19 protein-coding genes and 1 tRNA gene are annotated in these 19,643 nt (G+C 67.3%); 10 read left to right on the plus strand and 10 right to left on the minus strand.

Features of this window, described 5'->3' with window-relative positions:
- Nucleotides 1-24: 24 nt before the first annotated feature.
- Nucleotides 25-1,302 carry an RNA-guided endonuclease InsQ/TnpB family protein gene (locus tag ACIN94_RS19200; protein ID WP_400707688.1) on the plus strand — a complete coding sequence of 426 codons (1,278 nt, stop codon included), beginning with the start codon at nucleotides 25-27 and terminating at the stop codon, nucleotides 1,300-1,302.
- A 46-nt stretch (nucleotides 1,303-1,348) separates the two neighbouring features.
- Here the strand turns inward: ACIN94_RS19200 and ACIN94_RS19205 are convergent, their stop codons facing one another.
- From ACIN94_RS19205 to ACIN94_RS19220, 4 genes are all read right to left on the minus strand, one after another.
- Nucleotides 1,349-2,206, minus strand: coding sequence for an SAM-dependent methyltransferase (locus ACIN94_RS19205; protein ID WP_400707691.1), 858 nt, complete (start codon nucleotides 2,204-2,206; stop codon nucleotides 1,349-1,351).
- Between the two features lie 405 nt (nucleotides 2,207-2,611).
- Nucleotides 2,612-3,133, minus strand: a complete 522-nt coding sequence (locus tag ACIN94_RS19210; protein WP_400707694.1) for a hypothetical protein — start codon at nucleotides 3,131-3,133, stop codon at nucleotides 2,612-2,614.
- An 87-nt stretch (nucleotides 3,134-3,220) separates the two neighbouring features.
- The gene (locus ACIN94_RS19215; protein WP_400707697.1) at nucleotides 3,221-3,532 is read right to left on the minus strand and encodes a hypothetical protein; all 312 of its coding nucleotides are present in this window, start codon (nucleotides 3,530-3,532) and stop codon (nucleotides 3,221-3,223) included.
- Nucleotides 3,533-3,560: 28 nt separating this feature from the next.
- Nucleotides 3,561-4,019, minus strand: coding sequence for a rhodanese-like domain-containing protein (locus ACIN94_RS19220; RefSeq protein ID WP_400707700.1), 459 nt, complete (start codon nucleotides 4,017-4,019; stop codon nucleotides 3,561-3,563).
- 72 nt (nucleotides 4,020-4,091) lie between these two features.
- Between ACIN94_RS19220 and ACIN94_RS19225 the strand changes: the two genes are divergently transcribed.
- On the plus strand, nucleotides 4,092-5,225 hold the full coding sequence (locus ACIN94_RS19225) for a zinc ribbon domain-containing protein (protein WP_400707703.1): 1,134 nt from the start codon (nucleotides 4,092-4,094) through the stop codon (nucleotides 5,223-5,225).
- Between the two features lie 22 nt (nucleotides 5,226-5,247).
- On the opposite strand, the gene ACIN94_RS19230 is transcribed toward ACIN94_RS19225, so the two are convergent.
- Nucleotides 5,248-5,574, minus strand: a complete 327-nt coding sequence (locus ACIN94_RS19230; RefSeq protein ID WP_400707706.1) for a hypothetical protein — start codon at nucleotides 5,572-5,574, stop codon at nucleotides 5,248-5,250.
- Nucleotides 5,575-5,932: 358 nt separating this feature from the next.
- Complete coding sequence (locus tag ACIN94_RS19235; protein WP_400707709.1) at nucleotides 5,933-8,176, minus strand: glycoside hydrolase family 6 protein; 2,244 nt, start codon at nucleotides 8,174-8,176, stop codon at nucleotides 5,933-5,935.
- Between the two features lie 344 nt (nucleotides 8,177-8,520).
- Between ACIN94_RS19235 and ACIN94_RS19240 the strand changes: the two genes are divergently transcribed.
- The 8 genes from ACIN94_RS19240 to ACIN94_RS19275 all read left to right on the plus strand — a co-directional run bounded on the left by ACIN94_RS19240 (nucleotide 8,521) and on the right by ACIN94_RS19275 (nucleotide 12,869).
- Nucleotides 8,521-8,982 carry a hypothetical protein gene (locus tag ACIN94_RS19240; protein ID WP_400707712.1) on the plus strand — a complete coding sequence of 154 codons (462 nt, stop codon included), beginning with the start codon at nucleotides 8,521-8,523 and terminating at the stop codon, nucleotides 8,980-8,982.
- A 415-nt stretch (nucleotides 8,983-9,397) separates the two neighbouring features.
- Complete coding sequence (locus ACIN94_RS19245; RefSeq protein WP_400707715.1) at nucleotides 9,398-10,078, plus strand: hypothetical protein; 681 nt, start codon at nucleotides 9,398-9,400, stop codon at nucleotides 10,076-10,078.
- Nucleotides 10,079-10,082: 4 nt separating this feature from the next.
- On the plus strand, nucleotides 10,083-10,589 hold the full coding sequence (locus ACIN94_RS19250) for a hypothetical protein (RefSeq protein WP_400707718.1): 507 nt from the start codon (nucleotides 10,083-10,085) through the stop codon (nucleotides 10,587-10,589).
- Nucleotides 10,586-11,080 (plus strand): hypothetical protein, encoded by a 495-nt coding sequence (locus tag ACIN94_RS19255; protein ID WP_400707721.1) that lies wholly within the window; start codon nucleotides 10,586-10,588, stop codon nucleotides 11,078-11,080. Before ACIN94_RS19250 ends, ACIN94_RS19255 begins: the two co-directional genes overlap by 4 nt.
- A 7-nt stretch (nucleotides 11,081-11,087) precedes the next feature.
- Entirely contained in the window at nucleotides 11,088-11,246 is a 159-nt protein-coding gene (locus ACIN94_RS19260) for a hypothetical protein (RefSeq protein WP_400707724.1), read from the plus strand.
- 72 nt (nucleotides 11,247-11,318) lie between these two features.
- The gene (locus ACIN94_RS19265; protein ID WP_400707727.1) at nucleotides 11,319-11,801 is read left to right on the plus strand and encodes a hypothetical protein; all 483 of its coding nucleotides are present in this window, start codon (nucleotides 11,319-11,321) and stop codon (nucleotides 11,799-11,801) included.
- Complete coding sequence (locus ACIN94_RS19270) at nucleotides 11,802-12,332, plus strand: MauE/DoxX family redox-associated membrane protein (RefSeq protein ID WP_400707730.1); 531 nt, start codon at nucleotides 11,802-11,804, stop codon at nucleotides 12,330-12,332.
- A 33-nt stretch (nucleotides 12,333-12,365) separates the two neighbouring features.
- Nucleotides 12,366-12,869, plus strand: a complete 504-nt coding sequence (locus tag ACIN94_RS19275; RefSeq protein ID WP_400707733.1) for a hypothetical protein — start codon at nucleotides 12,366-12,368, stop codon at nucleotides 12,867-12,869.
- An 87-nt stretch (nucleotides 12,870-12,956) separates the two neighbouring features.
- On the opposite strand, the gene ACIN94_RS19280 is transcribed toward ACIN94_RS19275, so the two are convergent.
- The 4 genes from ACIN94_RS19280 to ACIN94_RS19295 all read right to left on the minus strand — a co-directional run bounded on the left by ACIN94_RS19280 (nucleotide 12,957) and on the right by ACIN94_RS19295 (nucleotide 19,215).
- Nucleotides 12,957-13,304: a SelB C-terminal domain-containing protein gene (locus ACIN94_RS19280; RefSeq protein WP_400707736.1), complete on the minus strand. Its 348-nt coding sequence runs from the start codon at nucleotides 13,302-13,304 to the stop codon at nucleotides 12,957-12,959.
- A 27-nt stretch (nucleotides 13,305-13,331) separates the two neighbouring features.
- Nucleotides 13,332-13,425 (minus strand) — tRNA-Sec (locus tag ACIN94_RS19285).
- A gap of 677 nt (nucleotides 13,426-14,102) precedes the next feature.
- Nucleotides 14,103-15,242: a HupE/UreJ family protein gene (locus tag ACIN94_RS19290; protein ID WP_400707739.1), complete on the minus strand. Its 1,140-nt coding sequence runs from the start codon at nucleotides 15,240-15,242 to the stop codon at nucleotides 14,103-14,105.
- A gap of 67 nt (nucleotides 15,243-15,309) precedes the next feature.
- A complete protein-coding gene (locus ACIN94_RS19295; protein ID WP_400707741.1) occupies nucleotides 15,310-19,215 on the minus strand; it encodes a metallophosphoesterase in 3,906 nt (1,301 codons plus the stop codon).
- Nucleotides 19,216-19,643: the final 428 nt, after the last annotated feature.

Consider the following 19,643-nt stretch of genomic DNA (forward strand, 5'->3'; position numbering starts at 1 on the left):
CCTAGATCAGATAGGATTACGGTCATGAGCGGGCAGGGGGCGGTCAAGCAGCAGCGCGGGCATAAAGCCCGCCTGGAGCTGACCTGCACCCAGTCCGCGCTCCTGGACGAGCAGGCGTCCGCCGCGATCACCGTGTGGAACTGCCTGCACGCCTATTGGACGCATTTCCCCGGCAGAAGGCCGACCCTGGCCCAGGCCGACCGGGCGATCCGCCAAGCCCGCGCGGACCTCCCGTTCCTGGCGGTGCTGCCCGCCCAGGCCGCCCAAGCCGTCCTGAAAACGTATCGGCAGGCGTGGGAGAATTTCTTCAACCCCGATCACCCCGCCCAGCGGCCCACCTTCAAGTCCAAGAAGAGGCGGCCCCGCTTGGCGGTGGACGTGCCGCAGGTCCGGAACATGCGGATCGTCCGCCTGTCGGCCAGGTGGGGCGCGGTCACCCTGCCGATGGTGGGCCGGGTCCGGTTCCGGTGGACCCAGGAGCTGCCCGGCGTCGGGAAGAACTCTCCTGCGGGGAAAGTGACCGGCGGGCGCCTGATCAAGGAAGCCGACGGCTGGCACCTGGTGTTCCGCACCGAAACCCTGGTCGCGCCCGCCTGCGCGCATCAGGGCCCGCAGGTCGGGATCGACCGGGGCGTCAACGTCGCCCTGGCCCTGTCGGACGGGACGATGCGCGAGCACGGCTCCTGGCTGACCCACGGCGAGCGCGAGCACCTGCGCCGGTTGGAGAAGACGTCGGCTCGCCGGCGTGCGGCCCGGCCGAAGAAGACCCGCCCCTCGGGGCGGGAGCAGCGTACCTACGATCAGATCGCCCGGCTGCGCGCGAGAGCCAAGCGCAGGGCCGTCGACTGGCAGCATCAGACCACCACCGAACTCGCCGACACGTTCGCTCTGATCAAGGTGGAGAAACTCTCCATCCTCAACATGGTCACATCCGCCAAGGGCACGATCGAAGCCCCGGGCAAGAACGTCGCCCAAAAGGCGGGCCTGAACCGGTCGATCAGCGGCGAGGCGTGGGGTCGGACCGTCACCCTGCTCGAATACAAGACCACCGACCGGGGCGGACAGGTCATCAAGGTCCCCGCCGCGGGCACCTCACAGACCTGCCACCGATGCGACCACCGCGACCCGGCCAGCCGCAACGGAACCGTGTTCGCCTGTACCAATCCCGCGTGTGGGTGGGTCGGCCACGCCGACACCAACGCCGCGATAAACATCAACAACGCCGACGGATCAGCGGTGTCAGGACGTGGAGACCTCGGGGTTACCCGGTCTGTGAAGCGTCAACCCCCGCGCGCCGCTTAACCGCGACGCGACGGGAGAATCCCCGGCCTTCAGGCCGGGGAGGAGGTCAAAACGCCACCATCGCTCCGGGCGCCTCGGCCGACTCCGGTTTCCGGGCGACCCCCCCGACGTACGTGTAGTAGGTGATCCCCCGCTCGGCGTGATCGTCGGAATCCGGCCGCCACTCGGCCAGCGGCACCAGGCCGGGCTCGAGGACCTCGAAGGTCCCGAAGTAGGCGAGGATCTCCTCGCGGGTACGCCAGCGGCCGGTGCCGAGGTTCTCGTTGAACAGTTTCTCGGCCGAAGCGGCCTGCTCGGCGGCCTCAGGCCGGGCGGCACCGGGGTTGTGGAAGTGTGAGACGGCGACATAGCTGCCCGGAGCCAGCACGTCCCTGAGCCCGGCGGCGATGCCCTCGGGGTCCTCGTCGTCGTTCAGGTGGTGCAGGATCGAAAACAGCAGCAGGGCGACGGGCTGCGAGAAGTCGACGAGCCGCCGCAGATCCGGATGGTCCACGATCTCCTGGGGCCGGCGGATGTCGGCCTGGACGACCGTGGTGGTGTCGTTCTTGGCCAGCAGCGCGCGGCCATGCACGAGGACGATCGGGTCGTTGTCGACGTAGACGACCCGCGCTTCCGGATCCACCTCCTGCGCGATCTCGTGCACGTTGCCCTGGGTGGGAAGGCCGGATCCGATGTCGACGAACTGCCGGATCCCGGCCTCGGCGGCCAGGTGGTGTACGACCCGGCGCAGGAACTCGCGGTTGGCCCGTGCCGCCTCGGGAGCGTCCGGTGCGATCTGGAGGGCCATCTCGGCCACCTTGCGGTCGGACGCGAAGTTGTCCTTACCGCCCAGCATGAAGTCGTAGACACGCGCGATGCTCGGCTTGCCGACCTCGATGCCCTCCGGCGCACGCTCTTCGGACACAGTCGTTCCTCCCGCTCGGTCGAGTGCTGACCAATCAGCGATGATCTTAATGGCATCTATATGAATATGTAATGTTTTCGGACACCTTTAGGGAGAAATTCGAACGGCATGTTTCACATCAAAAGGAACACCGAGGTAGTTATCGCTAGGCTGTCGCCTCCCCGGTCTGGTCGTTCTGGTCTCTGTCGGGCCTGCTTGATCCATACGACGCTGGGAACCTTGCGCAGGGTCGGCGATGGGCCGCGGTCTGTCGGAGGACCTCGTCGGGCTTCCCGGCCTCGGCAGCAGCGGGCCGCCACGTGGCCTCACTGCTGCCCTGACCCGTCTTTCCCCCGTCACGGACGTGGATCGACGGCCGCGGAGCGATCCTGGTCGACGATGTCCCACGCGTCGGTGTGAGCGGGATCAGCTGGGCTTGAAGCCGGCGAGACGCTCCTCGGCGAGCGGGTACCAGGAGCCGCACCTGGTCGGCCTCCTGCTGTACTGGCCGATCTGGCAGACCTGGACCTGGGCCTTGCCCACGTCCTGACGTGAGAAGTCGAACTGCTTGTAGCCGCCGGCCCCGCAGTACTTGTACGACTTGAGGCTGGAGGACCAGTCGCCCTCATCGTGGTTCCAGTACTCGATGCGGAACCTCACGTACGCGCACCTGCCGCTCGGGTTGTAGGTGCGGTCGAAGCCCCACAACTTGCCGGTGATTCGGACGCTGTCGGACGTCTCGTCGTTGAAGACGACGTCGATGTAGCCGCTGGCCTTGGCCAGGCTGTTGGTAGACGAGTAGGGGCCCCAGTCGGGGTTGTTGTCGGCGGAGGCGGAGCTCACACCGGCGGTGGAGGCACTGGCGGTGGTCGTGGCGGCCGGGATGCCGATGCCGATGGTGGCGGTGACGGCGGCGAGACCGAGGAGGTTGCGCACGGAGCGACGCATGCCGGTTTCTCCTGGAGGGTGAGGACGATCCCTGGTAACGGGTACGACCGCCGGTGACCAGGGCGACCAGCAGGAGATGCGGAAGCGTCAGGGCATCGGCGAGCGCCGCGAGTGGCAGGGACAGCACGGCCATGCCCCGCAGCAGGTCGGCGCCGACCTGCTGCGGCGCAGGCCCATCCGCCTCACCCAGACCCCGGCGGGCAGGCCGATCAGCAGGAAGGGGGCCTTGGCCACCGCCGCGAGCATCGCCACCTGCATGGTGCCGGCATCCAGTTCCTGCAGGGCGGCCAAGGGGAGGGCGATCAAGAAGATCTGGTCACCCAGCAGGCTGACGCTCTGCCCACCCCACAAGAGCCGGAAATCCCTCCACCCCCGCAGGGTCGCGGGCTTCACGGTCACGGGTGGATTCTGAACAACGCGGCTCATCTCAGCAGTCACACGCGAGGCCGGACGACGGAGTGGTCAGGTCGTCGGCCGGACGGGCGTGACGACCGGCAGCCGTCTCCACCGGGAACCCCTCCCGTACCCAGTACTCGTAGCCCCCGATCATCTCCTTGACCCGGTAGCCGAGCGTGGCGAACTCCAGCGCGGCCCGGGTCGCGCCGTTACAGCCGGGCCCCCAGCAATAAGTGACGACGACCGTACCCGGCGCGATCAGCCCCGAGGCCCGTGCGGCGATCTCCGCGGTCGGCAGGTGGACGGCGCCGGGCAGGCGGCCCTGCTCCCAGGCCTGCGCGTTGCGGGAGTCGACCACGACGAGACCCGGAGTGCGGGTCTCCAGGTCGGCGTGTACATCACTGACATCGGTCTCGAAGGACAGCCGTGCCGCGAAGTGGGCGACGGCCTGCACCGGCGCGGCCGGCGGAATGGAGAGCACAGAGGACATGCCCACGATCCTGGCGGGGCGGAAACCCTCCGGGACAGTGTCGTGAACGACGCCGTTCGCTAAGTTAACGCCATGCGCGCCCTGCAGACCACCCGCCCGGCCCGGTCCGTCTCCGTGCTGGCCTACGACGGCATGTCCGCCTTCGAACTCGGCATCGTCACCGAGGTGTTTGGCCTGCCCCGTCCGGAACTCGACGTCTCCTGGTACGAGCTGACGGTGTGCGCTCAGGGACCGGGTCCGGTGCGCGTCGTCGGCGGCGCGTTCCTGGACACCCCGCACGGCCTGGAGGTCTTCTCGGCGGCACACACGGTCATCGTCCCCGGTGTCTCCGACGTGACGGGCGATCCGTCACCGGAGGTGACGGCGGCCCTGCGGCTGGCGCACCAGCGAGGGGCGCGCGTCGTCTCCATCTGCTCCGGCGCGTTCGCGCTGGCGGCCGCCGGCCTGCTCGACGGCCGCCGGGCCACCACCCACTGGCGCTACGCCGACCTGCTGAGCCGCCGCTACCCCCAGGTCCGGGTCGACGCGAACGCCCTCTACATCGACGAGCACGACGTGATCACCGGCGCCGGCAGCGCAGCCGGCCTTGACGTGTGCACGCACCTCGTCCGCAAGGACCACGGCGCGGCGGTCGCCAACGCCGTCGCACGCCGGCTGGTCGTCCAGCCACACCGTGACGGTGGACAGGCCCAGTACATCGAGACGCCCGTGACCGCGGGCCCGGACGACGACCGGCTCACCCGCGACTACGGGCACATCGTCTTGGAGGATCTGGGCGTGCGTGGCATGACCGCCTCGGCGTCCGGCACGATCGAGGAGCCGGGTTCGCGGGTCGCTCAAAAGTCTGGCCTCAATAAGGCGATCTTGGATAAGGGCTGGTATGGGCTGGAAGTCGCGTTGCGGTCCAAGGCCCGCTATACCGGCAGCGTCATCGGTAAGGTCCCTGCCGCCTACACGTCCCAGACGTGCTCGGCTCCAGCCTGCGGGAAGGTGGACGCGAAGAGTCGCGAGAGCCAAGCCCTCTTCCGTTGCACCACCTGCGGGTATACCGAGCACGCTGACGTGAACGCCGCAAAGTGCATCAAGGCCAGAGGGCAGGCGGCCGGGCCGGTCGTCTCAGGGCGTGGAGACTCGGGGTTGCCCGGGTCGGTGAAGCGTCAAGCACCCCGTTCCATAGCTCGCGGCGCGCCGCGAGCTGCCGCGTAAGCGGCACGGGAATCCCCGTCCCTCAGGGCGGGGAGCAGGTCAAGAGACACAAGACCGCTTGGTCGATGGTGCTTGACTGCAATATGTAGGCCACGCGTCCCTGAGGTGTGTCGGGGAACGCGGATTTGTCCTGGTAGACCATGTCGATGTTCGCGCAGCTTCCAGCACCTTTTAGCTCCGTGGCTGCCGCGGCGGCTGTGATCACTGTTGGCTGTGTCGGGAACTCGGCCGCGGTCAGGCTCAACACAACGACGCCGGCCGCGGCGAAGGCAGCCTGCCGAGGGCGTGAGAGGGCGCTACCGGGCACGAGCCGCTGCTGCTTCTCGGTGAACCGTGAAAGGTCACTCACGAGAAGACTCCTTCTCGTCATCGACGTTATTCGTGCATATAGTCCAACACGCCCTAAACGCTTCCCTGATCGTGTAACGCGGAACCGTATCGGTTGTGTACATGGGTACGTAACTCGTGAGGGGTAATTCTTTCCGCTGGGTCGACGCTTCTGCGCAAGAGGCTTGCTTGAGCTGCGGAAAGATTGCCGTTTTGGGGCTGGTGAAGCGTTTTTTAAAGGCGCCCACCCTGATCAGTCATGGGCGAGGCCGGGGTGTTCCCGCCGGTGTAAAGCGGATCCTCGGCTATTGGTTCGATCATGCTTTCAAACCGCTGGGCGGCAAGCCCGCCCGGCTGTCGCGGCGATGGGGAAGCGGACTTCAAAGAGGCGGGACGGCATCCTTGACGCGCTGGAGGGCGAGCTCCGGCCACCAGGCGCCGCCCTGGGGGGTGACGATCCCGTAGACCGGATCCGTAGATCCGGTCGTGCCGCGGGTGCACTGATCGTCCGACATGCCAGGAGGTCGGAGCCACAGGTAGGCGTCGGCGAGCCCGCTGCCGGTCCGGGTGGTCGGTCGGACGCCGACACCGCGTCCGGGAGGATTGCACCAGATCTGCGGGTCCTTGTACTTGCCCGATGGCGGATTCCAGTCGCCCTTGCCGTTCCTGCTCGTGTCGATCACGAAGTGGGGGAGTCCGGCGACGCTGTCGGGGATGGCGTCGATCTCCTTGTCAGGGCAGCTCCGCTCGCGTTTCGAGGACATGACCTTGACGCATTTGGCGAGCCGAGTGCCGTACGCGATGAGCCGATCGGTCGTCTGGTAGCCCGCCGCGTTGAGGAAGAAGCCGTCGGCCTTGCCGACTCCCGCCTCGATCAGCCGCGCCGCGCTGACATCGAGAGGTGGCCAGCCGTCCAGACTGCCGTCGAGATACACGGCGGTGTGCGGCAGCGCGCCAAGGCGGTCGACGGCCGAAGCGAGGGCGTCGATCCTGGCCCGCTGGTCTTTCTCATCGCCGAGGGCGCAGTCCTCCGAGCTCGGGAGCTCTGCCAGGCTGTTGGGTTCCAGCACGAACACCGCCTTACGGTCGCCGACCGTCCGCGCGATCCCGTCGATCCAGGCGAGGTACTCCTCGGAATTCGCCGCGCCGTTCGCGTTGCACGCGCGCAACGGGATGTTGTCCGTGACGAAGACCGGTACCGCACCCTGCTCCGTCGCCGCGTTCAGCGTCGCACTCGTGGCGCGGGCAGCCTGCGAGGCGGTCATCCCGCTCAGCCACACGGCTTGGGGAATCTCGGCCAGTGTCCGCATCAGCGCCGCATCACCGGTTCGCCCCGACACCTCCCAAACGGACGCCTGGCGTGCCGCATCACCATCCGGGCTCACGTGGAGCCGCACGGCCGAACCGTGTAACGGGCTGTCATCGGATCCGGCATTCCCCGGGGTGTCCGTGGTGGGGTCCGGGGTTCCGCTCACTAATGCGGCGGGCGCCTGCGGCTTGCTTCCCGCTGATGCGATCTGAACGGCGATGACGACCCCGGCCGTGACGACCGCTGCGGCGGCGGTGACCACCCCCGCGAGGAACCGGGGCCGGCGGCTTCGGGCCGAGACGTCCGGCGAGCCCATGCGGGTCGAGGCCATGCCGCCCGCTCCGTCACACGTGGCCCCTTCGGCCAGGGCCTCTCCTGCTGGGACGCCGCCAGGCGCACTCCCGGCAGGGGGGACAGCGTCCGGTCCTGCTGTACCCGACGGTGCCACAGCCAACGGCGCCGTACCTGACCGCGGCATGCCCGGTACGTCGCCGATCAGGGCACGGCCAGTGAGCACGTCGAGGAGCTGCTGCGCCGTTGGACGCTGGGCGGGATCCTTCGCCAGCGCCCGTGCGACAATCGCGCGCAGTCCGGGTTCGAGGCCCGAAATATCAGGCGCGTCATGAAGCACGCGATAGAGGATGTTGGGGATGGATTCGCCACTGAACGGTGCCCGGCCTGACCCGGCATACGTCACCAGAGCGCCCCAGGCGAAGATGTCCGACGCCGAGGTCAGGCGCTCACCGGTCGCCTGCTCAGGTGACATGAAGGCCGGCGTCCCCATGATGATGTTGCTGATATCGGCGGTGTTCTCGGCAACCTGGGCGATGCCGAAGTCGATGACCTTGGGACCGACGGACGACAGCAGCACGTTCGCCGGCTTGAGGTCCCGGTGGATCACCCCCGCGCTATGGATCGCCTGCAGCGCGACGGCGACGCTCACCGCGACCGCCTCCAGGCTCGACCCGGAGAGCGGCCCCTGGGTCCGCACGACCTCCTGCAACGTGGGGCCGAGGACATACTCGGTGGCCAGGTAGGCGACGTCGCCGTCCATATCGGCATCGAGGACCGCGGCGGTGCAGAAGCGCGCGACGCGCTGTGCGGCGGCCACCTCACGTTTAAAGCGGCGCCGGAAATCGGGATCGGTCGCCCACTGCGGATGGATCACCTTGACTGCGACCTCGCGGCCCTCCGCGTCCCGGCCGAGAAACACGGTGCCCATGCCGCCCTGCCCGAGCCTGCTGAGGATGTGGAACGGCCCGACCTGCCGTGGGTCCCCAGCCTGCAGGCGGTGGCCCTCCGCACTGCTCGTCATGGTCCCCCAATCCGCTCTATGGCGTGATCCTAACCGGGCAATCCCGGCGCTACCAGGCGAGCGATCGCCCACTTGCCGCCATCGCGTGATCCATCTCCCTTCTTGAAAGGAGCGGTTATGGCGAGTGGCGCTGTCAATAACAGAGAAGACTCAAATTCCGTCAGCTTCCTCCCCTGGCGAATCGGCACACCTACTGTTTAAAGAGAGGTTGCCGGGGAGGAAGGCGCTGGCTCCATCCGTCGACACGGGCGTCATTCGAGGAGGTATAGGCCGCTTCGTCCGGTGCCCTGGGGTGGCCGGTACGCCTTCCCAGTCGGCCAGGAGCAGCCAGGGAGTGAGCACGCATGACTAGGTGGGCAGGCGGGTTTTCGGTCGCCGCAATGGCCGCGATTACAGTCACCGCCTTTTTCCCGACGGCGGCGAGCGCTGTGCCGTCTTCGCTTGCATCGCAAGCTGGGGGAACGGCCGTCAACCTCAAGCTCACCGAAAAGATCCGGCACGGTCTCGCTGACGCCTTCTGGAAGCAGTACTACAGGGAATATCACCCGGCGGTCAGTCGCAACAAGGTGGACGGGCCGAAGAACGTCTACTACGGCAAGATAAAGGGAGCCGGCGCCGGGAAGGACGTGTATTGGGCGGTCGGCTTCATTGGCGTCAAGGGCAACCCGATCAGCTATCAGGATGGGCCGCACGTTTGGCGCAAGCGTAGTCACGGCTCCTGGTCATATCGCGGCGACACGGGCGGGTGCCTGGCCAAAGTGCCGCGAGCCCTGTTGAAGATATGGCGTCTGCCCTCGTGTGATTGAAGGAGGGTGTCCCGACGTTCGTGGAACTTGATCGGCGGTTCAGTGGTCAGGCGATGTTCTCGTTGTGGCAGTTCAAGGCCGGACTCTGGGCTGCGACGTGCCGTTCGAGCGTGGTACTGAACAAGAAAGCCGGGGGTTACCCCGGATCGAAGATCCCGAGTCCGGTCTCGGCGATGAACCCGTCCAGCAGGTCCGACTGGTACTGCATGGATTTGAGCCGGTTCTTGATCAGTATGCAGCTCGATCCATGGGTCTGACAAGATCTTGACGTTCTGTAGATCGCGTGAGATATTCCATTCGATCTTGATGAAGTCCGGCGAAAGCGCCGGGCACGCATAAACCTCTCTTTCCCAGTGCAAAGCCCACGCGGACTACTCGGCGTACCCTTCTCCCCCTCATTGTGGAAGGTAACCCCATGAAAGTGCGTGCACCCAACGGACAGAATCTCACAGTCGACGGAACCCCTCAGCCCTTCATCGGCGGCTGGGCCTATCTCATCTGGGCACACGGCCCCACCGGTGGCATGCGGTTCCAGGTCACACCGGCAGGATCCGCCGAACTCGTCTCCAAGCAGATGGGCGACTGGTCCCGTTACACCGTGCGTGAGGCCCAATGGAACGGCGGCCGGATCATGTCGCTCCAGGACTCGGAGAGCGGCGGAACCAACATGGTGTGGGTGGGACCGCACAACGAGATCTCCACCTTCTTCTCCGGCACGGGCGTCCCGTTCGAAGCCTTCATGGACATCCTGGCTAAGTTCGACATCCAGGACACACCGGAAGGGTTGACCATGCTGCCCCGGGCGGGATCGGGTCTGGCGCTCGGCAACCTGCTGGCAGTCAACACCATCGACCAGGTCTGCAATGTCCAGGTCAAGCCGGTCGCGGAAGCCTCGGAGGCGATCCCGCGCTCCGCGGGCAAGCGGATGCGTGGCGGCTCGATGTGGCGCGTCGACGAGCACGACGCGACTGGCGCCGTGCAGACCCGCTCAGCCTTAATGGTCAACGACACCACCGCGACGACCGTGGTCGCCGCCCGCCCGGACGACGCGCGCTTCATCGGCGTCGTGGAGTCCATCTCGTGCAGGCTGAGCTAGGCCGATGAGGGCGTTCCTGGACTCGCTGGCGGTGCTGTCCTTCCTGGGGACGGTGCTGCTGTTCTTCGCCTTCGCCGCGCTGCTGAACATGGTCCGCGAGCTGCAGGGCAAGCTGCTGCGCGCGCAGGCGGCCGCACCGGCGGCGCCGGCCGTCAGGTCGGTGGCCAGGTTCGGCTCCGACGATGGTCTGCCGACCTTCGTTCTGGTCGTGTCGGAGCACTGCTCCAACTGCCGGGACCGTGCCCACCGCCTCGCCGCCGTGGCCGGGCCAGACCTGTCCGGGCACGCCGTGCTGCTGGCCCCCGCCGACCGTTGCGCCGAATGGGTGGCGGCCGGCCAGGTCCTGCCCGTCATCGACGCCACCCTTGTCGGCACGGTCGCCGTCGGCGCGACCCCGACGCTGGTCAAGTACTCCGCCAACGGGACGGAGGAATGGCGCAGGGTCGTCGGTTCCGATGACGACCTCGACGCCTTTCTCGCCGTCAGCCCCTCAGAGAGGTTAAGCGCATGACAGTCGATGCCGACCGCTACTGGGCCGAGGTGCCCTCCGTGGAAGACGAGCCGGACAGCGGCAGGCGCCACCTGACGTGGTCGATGCCCTCCCGCAGAACCATCTTCAAGACCGCAGGTGTGCTGGGCGGCGCCCTGGCCCTGAACGTGCTGTCCGCACTGCCGGGCAGGAACAACAGCGCCCAGGCAGCGGTAGGGGATGAGTACAAGGACTGCGCCGGTTACGGTAGCACGGCCGGTTACAATAACAACACCAAGATCTGCGTGGGCGGCACCTACTCCAGGAGCTACTGCGGCGCCGACGGCTGGTTCTTGCGTTCTTCCGGCACCTGCTACAACAGCTACGCCATCAAGGCGTGCGGAGCGGGCAGCCTGACCGACCGGAACGCCTGGCGTTGGACGCACAGCGGCACCCCTTACCGCTGCGCCGACGGAAACGTCGCCACCTGCGGCGGTACGTACTTCTACATCTGCTCCTGGTCCAACCCCTGAGCACTGGATGAACAACAGCTTCGCCGCCACCCGGGTCGCGCTCGGCATCGCGCTGAGCACGGCCCTGGTGATGGCCGCCCACCAGTTCTGGACTCCGTCGTTCACCCTGCTCGCCTGGACGCTGATGGGGGTGACAGCCGGGTTCTCGCTGTCCGGCTCCGTTTGAAGCCTCAACTCAGCGGACCTGCTGACCTCGTCGGTCTGGCGAGGCAAGTTACCAGTTTTCACCATCGGACTCATGATCGGCGCGCTGCTGGCCGGCCTCCTCACAGGGGCGCTCGGCGGGCTGGCCTCGATCATCACGGAAGCGGTGCGGCTGTGGGTGCTCGCCCCGATCACCGTTGTCATCATGCTCTTCGAGCTGGCCGGACGGCCGCTGTCGCTGCCGCAGAACCGCCGGCTCGTGCCGCAGGACGTCATCCCTCGCTCCGACTTCTCCGGGCCGCTGCAGTTCGGCTTCGAGATGGGCACGGGTGTGCGTACCTTCACCCCGACCGCGCTACCTCAGCTGCTCGTCCTGGTTGTCGTGCTGGCCGGAGGACTCGGACCGGGCCTGCTGGCCGGGCTGGGCTTCGGCGTGGGCAGGGCGCTCATGCCGCTCTCTCGCGCGCTCAGCGGCGACCCGCGCCAGTGGGACACGGAGCTGCTGGCCTCGACGGCATGGGTGGGACGCCTGTGCGCCACCGGGTTCCTGCTGTCGCTCGCGCTCCTATGGACATAGATGACGATCTTCGACACTCTGCCTGCCTGCTTCGCCCTGGCGGGCGCCGTGCTGCTGGTGGTTGCCGCGGTGCGCCGCGGCAGCCTGACGGCGGTGATCAAAGCACACGACCTGCTCCCTGTCTTCCTGGTACGGCTCGCGCCGCTGGTCGGCCCCGCCGAGGGACTGGCCGGCGCCGCCGTACTGGCCGGTTGGCTGGCCGGGGAAGCCCGGCTGTTGCGGTTCGCCGCCGCAGCCGTGGCGCTCTGGTACCTGGCACTGGCCGCCTATCTGGCTGTACTGCTGCGGCGTAGGGGCAGGGTGCCGTGCGGATGTCTGGATGAGACCAGCCCGGCCTCGGCTGTGAAGGTCGGCCGTGCCGTACTGCTGGCACTGGCTACGGCACCGCTCGTCGCAGGATGGCCGCCCGTACCGGCTGAGACGGGCGCCCGGCTGCTCGCCTCCGGGCTCGCCACCTTTGTGGCGGGCTTCCTGATCGTCGCCGGCAAGGTGGCCGATCTTCAGGGAACCTCCGCGGCCCACGGGCGGTAATCCATGTGACGAAAGCCGGAGAGAGGATCAGACGTGAACCGCACGATCGTGACGCTCATCGTGCTGCTCTGCGCCGCCTGCGGCGCAGCACCGGTGAAAGCCGATCCGCCCTCGCTCCTCCTGGAACCGGGCCAGCTGAAGGACGGCCGTACGTGGACGATCGCGGGCACCTCGCACGGGATCTGGCGAGATCTGGACGCGAGCCTGGTGCCCTGCGGGAAGCGGGTCATCGTGCCGATGGAGGCCGCGACCTGGTGGCGTTCCTTCACGGCGGCGGATGGGACCACGATGACGCAGGTCGTGGTGAGCGGGGTGGACGCCATGGACGCGTTCAAGTCCTTCTACGCGGAATGCGGAGCGGTCGGCAGCGTCGCCTCGGTGGGCGGGCCCAAGAACGTCGCGCGCCACGACGGCGAGGTGGAGGTGGCGGCGATGTCGAAGGACAGGTTCATCGTGCTCGCCGGCACCGGCTCTGACGCGGAGCTCCAACTGTTCGCGGAGACCGCGCGCACCCAGCTGGACGCCGTCCCGTCCTAGATGCTTTGGAGGCGGGCTCGGGCGATGTAGTCGTCGATATCCCCATGCGGGGTGGGGGCAGCGATGCCAGGTATCTGATCTGGGGCGCTACCGGCCCTGGGGGCGGCATACGCGCAGGTCGTTGTCGACCCGCCGGGTGATTCCCTCGGCGTCGAGGCACTCCAGGAGGGGGAGGACGACGCGGCGGCTGGTGGCCAGGGCGACCCGCGCGTCGCTGACGGTGAAGGGCGAGGGCAACCGGGCGAGAACGTCCGCGGCCCTGTCCAGCACGCCGGGCAGGAGGATGACGTTCTTCGCGATCGACATCACCGCGCCCGAGCGGAGCGCCGCCGCCAGCGCCTTGACGAGGCTACGGTCGAGTACCTCCTGCGCGGCGGCCAGCCGAGGGTCGGCCAGCATGACATCCGTCCGCGGCACAGAACTGCGTCGATCCACTCACGACCATCCTGAATGCACTGATCAGCGGAGGCGGACGGGAATCGAACCCGCCGCGCCGAGATGCTCGACGCCACTGGTTTTGAAGACCAGGAGGGCCACCAGACTCCTAAACGCCTCCAAAGTGGATCATAGACCCCGTGAACACCATGGCAGGTCGGAGGACGGGCTTGCCACGACGCTGCAGTTGGCCGAGCGCATCACCAGGGTACGGCCGAACGCTTCGGCCGCATCGTGGCCGCCCACGGCGTCCTTGAGTACTGAGCCTTTTCAGGCTCATGTGCCGGGCGTCGTGAGCGCAGTCGACCTGGGGCAGCTCGGACTGAGCGAATCTCAGGCAGGCGACATGTCACTACCTGCGCGATCAAAGCTTTCGTGATCTGGAGTTCCGGCGCGCATTCCGCGTATGTTCCGGATCTTCATGTGTGCGAGCCCGCACGTTTCTTCCCTCCCTGGTCTTCCCGTCGCCGTCGTCCCAGGCTCTTGGTCTGCCTGGATTGTCCTGGGGCGATGGCGGCGGGGTGATCCGGTTTCGGGGCACCGTCTGTAGGCGGGTTCGGGCACCGATTGGTGACCGAGGGGTCAGGAAATGTCAATGAGTTCGGGTGACGAGATGCTTGTTCACACGGCCGACGTAGGCCATGGCTTCAGTCGGGCCTTTGTTCCCTCCAAGGAGCTCAGCAACGCCACATTGCGCCGCCTGTTCCCTTGATCAAGGCGCGGACCGCGACGTGAGGACGCGCGGCGTCCCCGCGGGCGCTCGACGCGATCACCTGGCCGCCGTGTGATCGGCTCCCGTCAGAGCGGCAGCGGGATGCGATCGAAGAACCAATACAGGCTGACCGCCACGATGGGGGCCGACATCGCGACCGTTACCCAGCGGGCCGCGGACGTCCGGCGTACCAGCACCAGCAGCGGGAAGAGCACCGCGATGATCATGAGCTGGGTCGCCTCGATGCCGATGTTGAAGCTCAGGAGCGACAGGAGCAGTTCCCACGACCCGCTCTCGTCGATGTCCAGCGCGCTCGCGAAGCCCAGCCCGTGGATCAGCCCGAAGGCGAAGACGACCGGCAGCCGCCACTTGCCCCATCTGGCCTCCTCTCGACCGAGGAGGTTGGCAAGGGCCACGGCGATGATCGACACTGCGATGACCGGCTCGACGATCTCCGCGGGGACGTCCACGATCCCCATCGCCGCCAGGAGGAACGTGATGCTGTGGGCGGCCGTGAAGGCGGAGGCCATGACGACGACGTCGCGGAGGCGTCGGGCGCCGATGAGCAGGGCGAGCAGGAAGAAGATGTGGTCGAGGCCGAACAGCAGGTGCTCGGCACCGAGCAGGAAGAACTCCCCGACCTGGTGCGAGGCCCGGCGCTCGCCGATCCGTAGCGTCGGGTTGCCGGCGGTCAGGACCGCGGAGCCCGTCTTGCCGTCGAGCGTGTATCCGACGATCGTCTCCGTGCTGTGCACGAAGCTCTCGGCGTCGGGGAAGAGGGCGCTCGAGATCACGTGTCGGCCCGTGCCGTCGCCCTCGCAGGCGTAGCCGAGGGTCAGCACCGCGAAGGCCACCCTGTCGCGGTCGCGCACGTCCGCGTCGCCCACAGGCGTGGGCGTGCACGGCGTGTCGCCGTACGCCACGGCGAAGCGGCGCGTGACGTAGTCGGTGACGGCGGCATGGTTGATCCTGAGTTGGTGGAGCTGCTCGGTCCGCTCCTTCGCCTCATACGCCTCCGCGTAGAGCCAGGCCGACTTCATGAGGAGGTCGTATTCCAGGTCGAGCACCGCCCTGACGTGCGCGCCCGTTCCGGTCACCACGGCGTGGGCCTTCGTGGTCGCGTCGTGCGCGGCCGCCGGAGCGGGAAGCGCCAGATCGGCCAGCACGCCGCCGAGGACGTGGACGAGAGCGAGGACGACGGCGGACAGCCAGCGCCTGCGGAACATGTCGTGTTCTCCAGGATGCGGGTGAGCGCCGCCCCGGACCAGGTCCGGGGCGGCGGCTACGGATCGGTTACTTGCGCTGGAACCAGCGGTACAGAGGTGAGTCCGGTCCCCACTTGCCGGGACGGTCGTGCTCGTCCTTGGTGACGAAGACGCTCGGTTCGGAGGCGGTCACGCCGCCGCCGGCGGAGTGTGCCGTGACGAACCAGGCGTAGGCCGTGTCGCCCTTGAGGCGGTCCCAGACCACCGAGGCGACCTGACCCGACGTGACCGTGCTCGTGCCGATGACCCGGGTGGGCTTGTAGATCGTCAGCGAGTCGGTCTTGAAGCTCGTCGTACGGGAGGTGAGATCGACCGGTAGCACCATGTTGTCCTCGCGCCCGTCGTAACGGCGCAGCGGGTCGAACTCGCCGGCGCCGAAGTCGTTGAGCAACGGGGAGTAGGTGTCGACGGTCAGCTCCGCCCGCTGGACGTTGAACTGCAGCAGCCGGAAGAAGCTCGCGCCGAACTGGAGCTGGTCGTTCGGGTTGTACCCGCCGACCTCTGTGAGCCCGAGACGGTCGGCCGACACCGTGTAGAACTGGTAGTCCGCCAGCAGCTCGACGACGCCCTTGCCGACTTGGCCCACCTTCGGCTTCACGTTCGTGGCCACGCCGTGCTCGTGCCCGGCGAGGATGAGGAAGACGTTCGGGTTCTTCTCGACCACCGTCTTGTACAGCATCGAGCCGTCGGGCGCCGAGAATCCCGCGCCGCGTCCGTCGGGGTTGGTGCTCGGCACGAGGTAGTCGTGCGAGAGCAGGATGCCGTTGCGGTTGGGGAACCTCTTGAAGATGGAGTCGGCCCACTCGGCCTCCTCCCGCGTGACACCGTACGACAGGCCGACCACGACGAAGTCCAGCCCGCCGGCGGAGAACAGGTCGTAGTGGTTCTGGTTGTCACCTTCCTTCCACGGCCCGCCGTACTCCGCGTGCTGCCAGCCCTGCGACGACGTCTGGTACCGGCCGGGGCCGTAGTACTTGTTGTAGATCGCCTCCGGCCCGTTCTCGGTACCCGACTGGTTGTCGTGGTTACCGGCGATCACGCCATTCGGGATGTTCGCCTCGTCCAGCACGCGCTGCTGCTTGGAGGACAGCTCGAACTCGCCGACGACCTGCTTCTGCATGGCCTCGTCCGCGGGCTTGCGGATGTTGTTCTCGATGATGTCGCCGGTGTGCGCGACGTAGGAGATCTTGCGCGGGTCCTTGTTGTCCTTGATCCAGTTGACGATGCCGGCGTAGGCGGACTCCCACACCGCGCGCTCCTCGGCGGTCTCCTGCTCCACCGCACCCTCGGAGAGGTACTGCGTGTCGGTGAAGTGGACGATCGAGAAGTCGTACGTGGAGGGGTCGGCGAAGCCGTTCGGGTCACCGGGGTCGATATCGTCGGCGAACGGATCCTCACCCGTCACCATCACGTGGACCTGTTGGACGTCGACGTACTCCCCGCCGACGACGGCGGTGAGCACGGTGTTGCCCTCGGCGGCGCCACGGGAGCTCGTCAGGAGATCCCACGCTCGGGTCTTGGTGTTCCACGCCCGCAGCGACACCAGGCGCTCGGGGTCGATGACGCCCTCCCAGCGCAGGACTGGGGCGTCCACGTGGCCCTTCACCTGAATGTCGAACCGCTGGTAGGTGACGTCCCGGCCGGCGGGCGCGTCGAGCGTCGCCCCGTCGGCGGGCTCGAGTCCTTCGGCCTTGACCTTCTTCTCCCCTGGGACCCGAAGGGCCGTGGGGACGGACTGGGCCACGCCCTGGTACACCTGGTTCGGCGTCAGGATCTCGGCTTCGGAGAACGTCGCCTTCACCTGGCCGCCACCGGGCTCGGCCACCTTCGCCGAGAGCGTGACGGATCCCGACACGTCGACGGTCCCCAACGCCGGTGTCAGCTCGGAGGGGACGTCCGGGATGCCCGCGGACTCGAACGCGATCTCACGGGTGGCGGTGTTGTCGAGCCCGTCGGTGCCGGTCACGGACAGGGTGTGCGCACCGGGACGCAGGCCCGGGCCCACCTGGGCGCCCAGCGCGATCGGCTGGCCGTCGAGCTTGATGTCCGGCCCGGACACCACGCCGGAGGCGTCCTCAAGCCTGACATCCAGCACGACCGAGGCGGTGATCTTCTCACCCGCGGCCGGGACGCTCGTGGCGACCTTGGGCGCCGAGTTGTCACTGATCAGAGTATGGGTGGCGGTCTCCCCCGTGGTCGAGGCCGCGGCGATGGTGTGCTTGCCGTCCTTGATGGCGGTGGTGTCGAGGTCCGCCCGCAGACCGCCGGCGGGTGCGTCCATGAGGAATTCGAGGTCGATCTCGGTCAGCAGGTTCACGTTGTCGCCGCAGTTGCCGTCGCCCATGCTGTACGAGCCCTTGAGCATCTGGCCGGCTGCCGTGCCCCGTACCGGGGTGAGGGTGATGTTCGAGATCGCGAAGTCGTCGCGGTTGGCACCACACGACGTCGGATAGCTGCCGGTCACGAAGTCGATCGTGTTCCAGCCGGGGACGAGATACTCGTTCGGGAAGGTGAAGTCGACGCGCTGGCTCACGAAGTCGCCGTCGAGCACGACCTTCTGCCCGTTGACGAGCAGGTAGTTCTGGTAGCGCGCCTCGATCGAGTTGCTGCCCACGTTGAAGCTGAGGGTAGCGTCACCCGAGCCGAGCGTCTGGATGACGTGCACCGGCGGGGCGTCGATCGTGTAGCGCAGGTCGACCTCGCGGAGGGCGGTCTGGTTGCTGCCGCAGGTGCCGTCGCCCATGTCGTAGGACGGCTTGATGTCGTGGCCGGTCACGGTGGCGCCGTCGAGGGCGAGGCCGAGGTTCGCGATGGCGAAGTCGTCGCGGTCGATGCCGCAGGACGCTTTGTAGTCCCCGGTCACGACCTTGATCGTGTTCTCGCCGGGCACCAGGAATCGGGCCGGGACCGCGATGGTCACGCGCTGACTGGCCCAGGAGCCGCCCAGGTCGATGCGTTTTCCGTTGACGAGCAGGAAGTTGTCGTACTTGTCGTCGATCGAGTCCGCGCCCACGTCGAAGCTGAACTTCGCCGCACCGTTGCCCAGCGTGGCCTTCGTGGGGGGTTCGGCGCCGTCGATCGTGAGGGATCCGACGTCGCCTCCGCCGGCGGCGGGTACGGTCGCGAAGACCGGCTTGGTGCCTGCCACCAGCGTGCCGTCCGTGGGCAGCAGCCGGGGCGCTCCGGCCGGAGCGTTGTTCACGGTCACGCCGTTCTTGACCGTGGCCCCGGCCGCGGTCTTGGCGGTGATGGCGTGCTCGCCGTTGGCCAGTGTCGTGGTGTCCACGTCCGAGGTGAGACCCGTGGTGCCCTGCGGGTCGCCCTGAACGAAAAATATGAGCTTGGCCTGCTTGAGCAGCGAGGTGTTCGAGCCGCAGTTGCCGTCGCCGAACGAGAGGGTGTAGGGGTTGTCCTCTCCGTCCGCGACCTCACCAAGCAGTTCCAGGCTCACGTCGGACAGGACGAAGTCGTCGTAGTTGAGTCCGCATGAGGTCTGGATCGCCCCGGCGAAGATCTCGATGGTGTTCTCGCCCTTGACGAGGTGCTCGTTCGGGATCTCGATGGTCGCCTGCTCGTTCACGTGGTCGCCGATGTCGCTCCGGTACGCACCGTTGACGAGCACGTAGTTGTGGTACCGCGCCTCCGTCGAGTTCGAGCCGACGTCGAAACGGAGCTTGGAGACGCCCACCGTCCGGGTGGCCTTGAGCGCGACACCGTCGATGGCGAGCTCCGTGACACTGTCACCGGCCGCGGTCGGGACCGCCGCGACCTTGACCGTGCCCTCGAGGTACGAACCGCCGGCCGGGCTGAGGGCAGGAGGGGAGGGGGAACTGGTCGGCGTCGGGCTGGGACGTCCCCGATCCGCTTTCCCCGAGTCCGGGTCGGCGTGCGCCGCCGTCACGATGCCGCTGACGAGCAGCGTCGCGACCATCATGACCGCGGCGAGACGTCCTCGACTCCTCGCGCCTCCCAGCAGCTTTCTCGCTGCTAATGGCTGCATCAGGTGCTGTCCCTTCAATCACGTTCGATAAAGCGCCGATAAAGCGGCGTGGTCTCGAGCGGTCACAGTGGATCTCCCGAGTGAACGGTGCGCATTGAGGGACTGAAGGGAAAACGAAACTATCGCCTCATTCTTCCCATCTGTCACAAGACAGGAACAACTAGATCACATCAACCAAAAGGTGTGTACGGAACATTGACATCGGCCGGCCACACTCCTCTGCATGAGTGGCTTGGGCCGGTGACATGAAAAAGACCAGGTCGGCGACTAGATGACCTGGTCTTGGTTGCGCGCCCTGCAGGGTTCGAACCTGCGCCCGTCGGATTGGCACCACCGCGCGCTCTGGCACTCCCTTGCGCTCG

This window comes from Streptosporangium sp. NPDC087985 (assembly GCF_044741965.1).
Classification (GTDB): Bacteria; Actinomycetota; Actinomycetes; order Streptosporangiales; family Streptosporangiaceae; genus Streptosporangium.

What these genes read in the sequence shown, in the direction of transcription:
- ACIN94_RS19200 (WP_400707688.1), top strand. Translation starts at nt 25, where the DNA reads ATGAGCGGGCAGGGGGCGGTCAAGCAGCAGCGCGGGCATAAAGCCCGC.
- ACIN94_RS19225 (WP_400707703.1), top strand. Translation starts at nt 4,092, where the DNA reads ATGCGCGCCCTGCAGACCACCCGCCCGGCCCGGTCCGTCTCCGTGCTG.
- ACIN94_RS19245 (WP_400707715.1), top strand. Translation starts at nt 9,398, where the DNA reads ATGAAAGTGCGTGCACCCAACGGACAGAATCTCACAGTCGACGGAACC.
- ACIN94_RS19210 (WP_400707694.1), bottom strand. Translation starts at nt 3,133, where the DNA reads ATGCGTCGCTCCGTGCGCAACCTCCTCGGTCTCGCCGCCGTCACCGCC.
- ACIN94_RS19265 (WP_400707727.1), top strand. Translation starts at nt 11,319, where the DNA reads ATGATCGGCGCGCTGCTGGCCGGCCTCCTCACAGGGGCGCTCGGCGGG.
- ACIN94_RS19295 (WP_400707741.1), bottom strand. Translation starts at nt 19,215, where the DNA reads ATGATGGTCGCGACGCTGCTCGTCAGCGGCATCGTGACGGCGGCGCAC.
- ACIN94_RS19270 (WP_400707730.1), top strand. Translation starts at nt 11,802, where the DNA reads ATGACGATCTTCGACACTCTGCCTGCCTGCTTCGCCCTGGCGGGCGCC.
- ACIN94_RS19235 (WP_400707709.1), bottom strand. Translation starts at nt 8,176, where the DNA reads ATGACGAGCAGTGCGGAGGGCCACCGCCTGCAGGCTGGGGACCCACGG.
- ACIN94_RS19260 (WP_400707724.1), top strand. Translation starts at nt 11,088, where the DNA reads ATGAACAACAGCTTCGCCGCCACCCGGGTCGCGCTCGGCATCGCGCTG.
- ACIN94_RS19250 (WP_400707718.1), top strand. Translation starts at nt 10,083, where the DNA reads ATGAGGGCGTTCCTGGACTCGCTGGCGGTGCTGTCCTTCCTGGGGACG.
- ACIN94_RS19240 (WP_400707712.1), top strand. Translation starts at nt 8,521, where the DNA reads ATGACTAGGTGGGCAGGCGGGTTTTCGGTCGCCGCAATGGCCGCGATT.
- ACIN94_RS19220 (WP_400707700.1), bottom strand. Translation starts at nt 4,019, where the DNA reads ATGTCCTCTGTGCTCTCCATTCCGCCGGCCGCGCCGGTGCAGGCCGTC.
- ACIN94_RS19290 (WP_400707739.1), bottom strand. Translation starts at nt 15,242, where the DNA reads ATGTTCCGCAGGCGCTGGCTGTCCGCCGTCGTCCTCGCTCTCGTCCAC.
- ACIN94_RS19255 (WP_400707721.1), top strand. Translation starts at nt 10,586, where the DNA reads ATGACAGTCGATGCCGACCGCTACTGGGCCGAGGTGCCCTCCGTGGAA.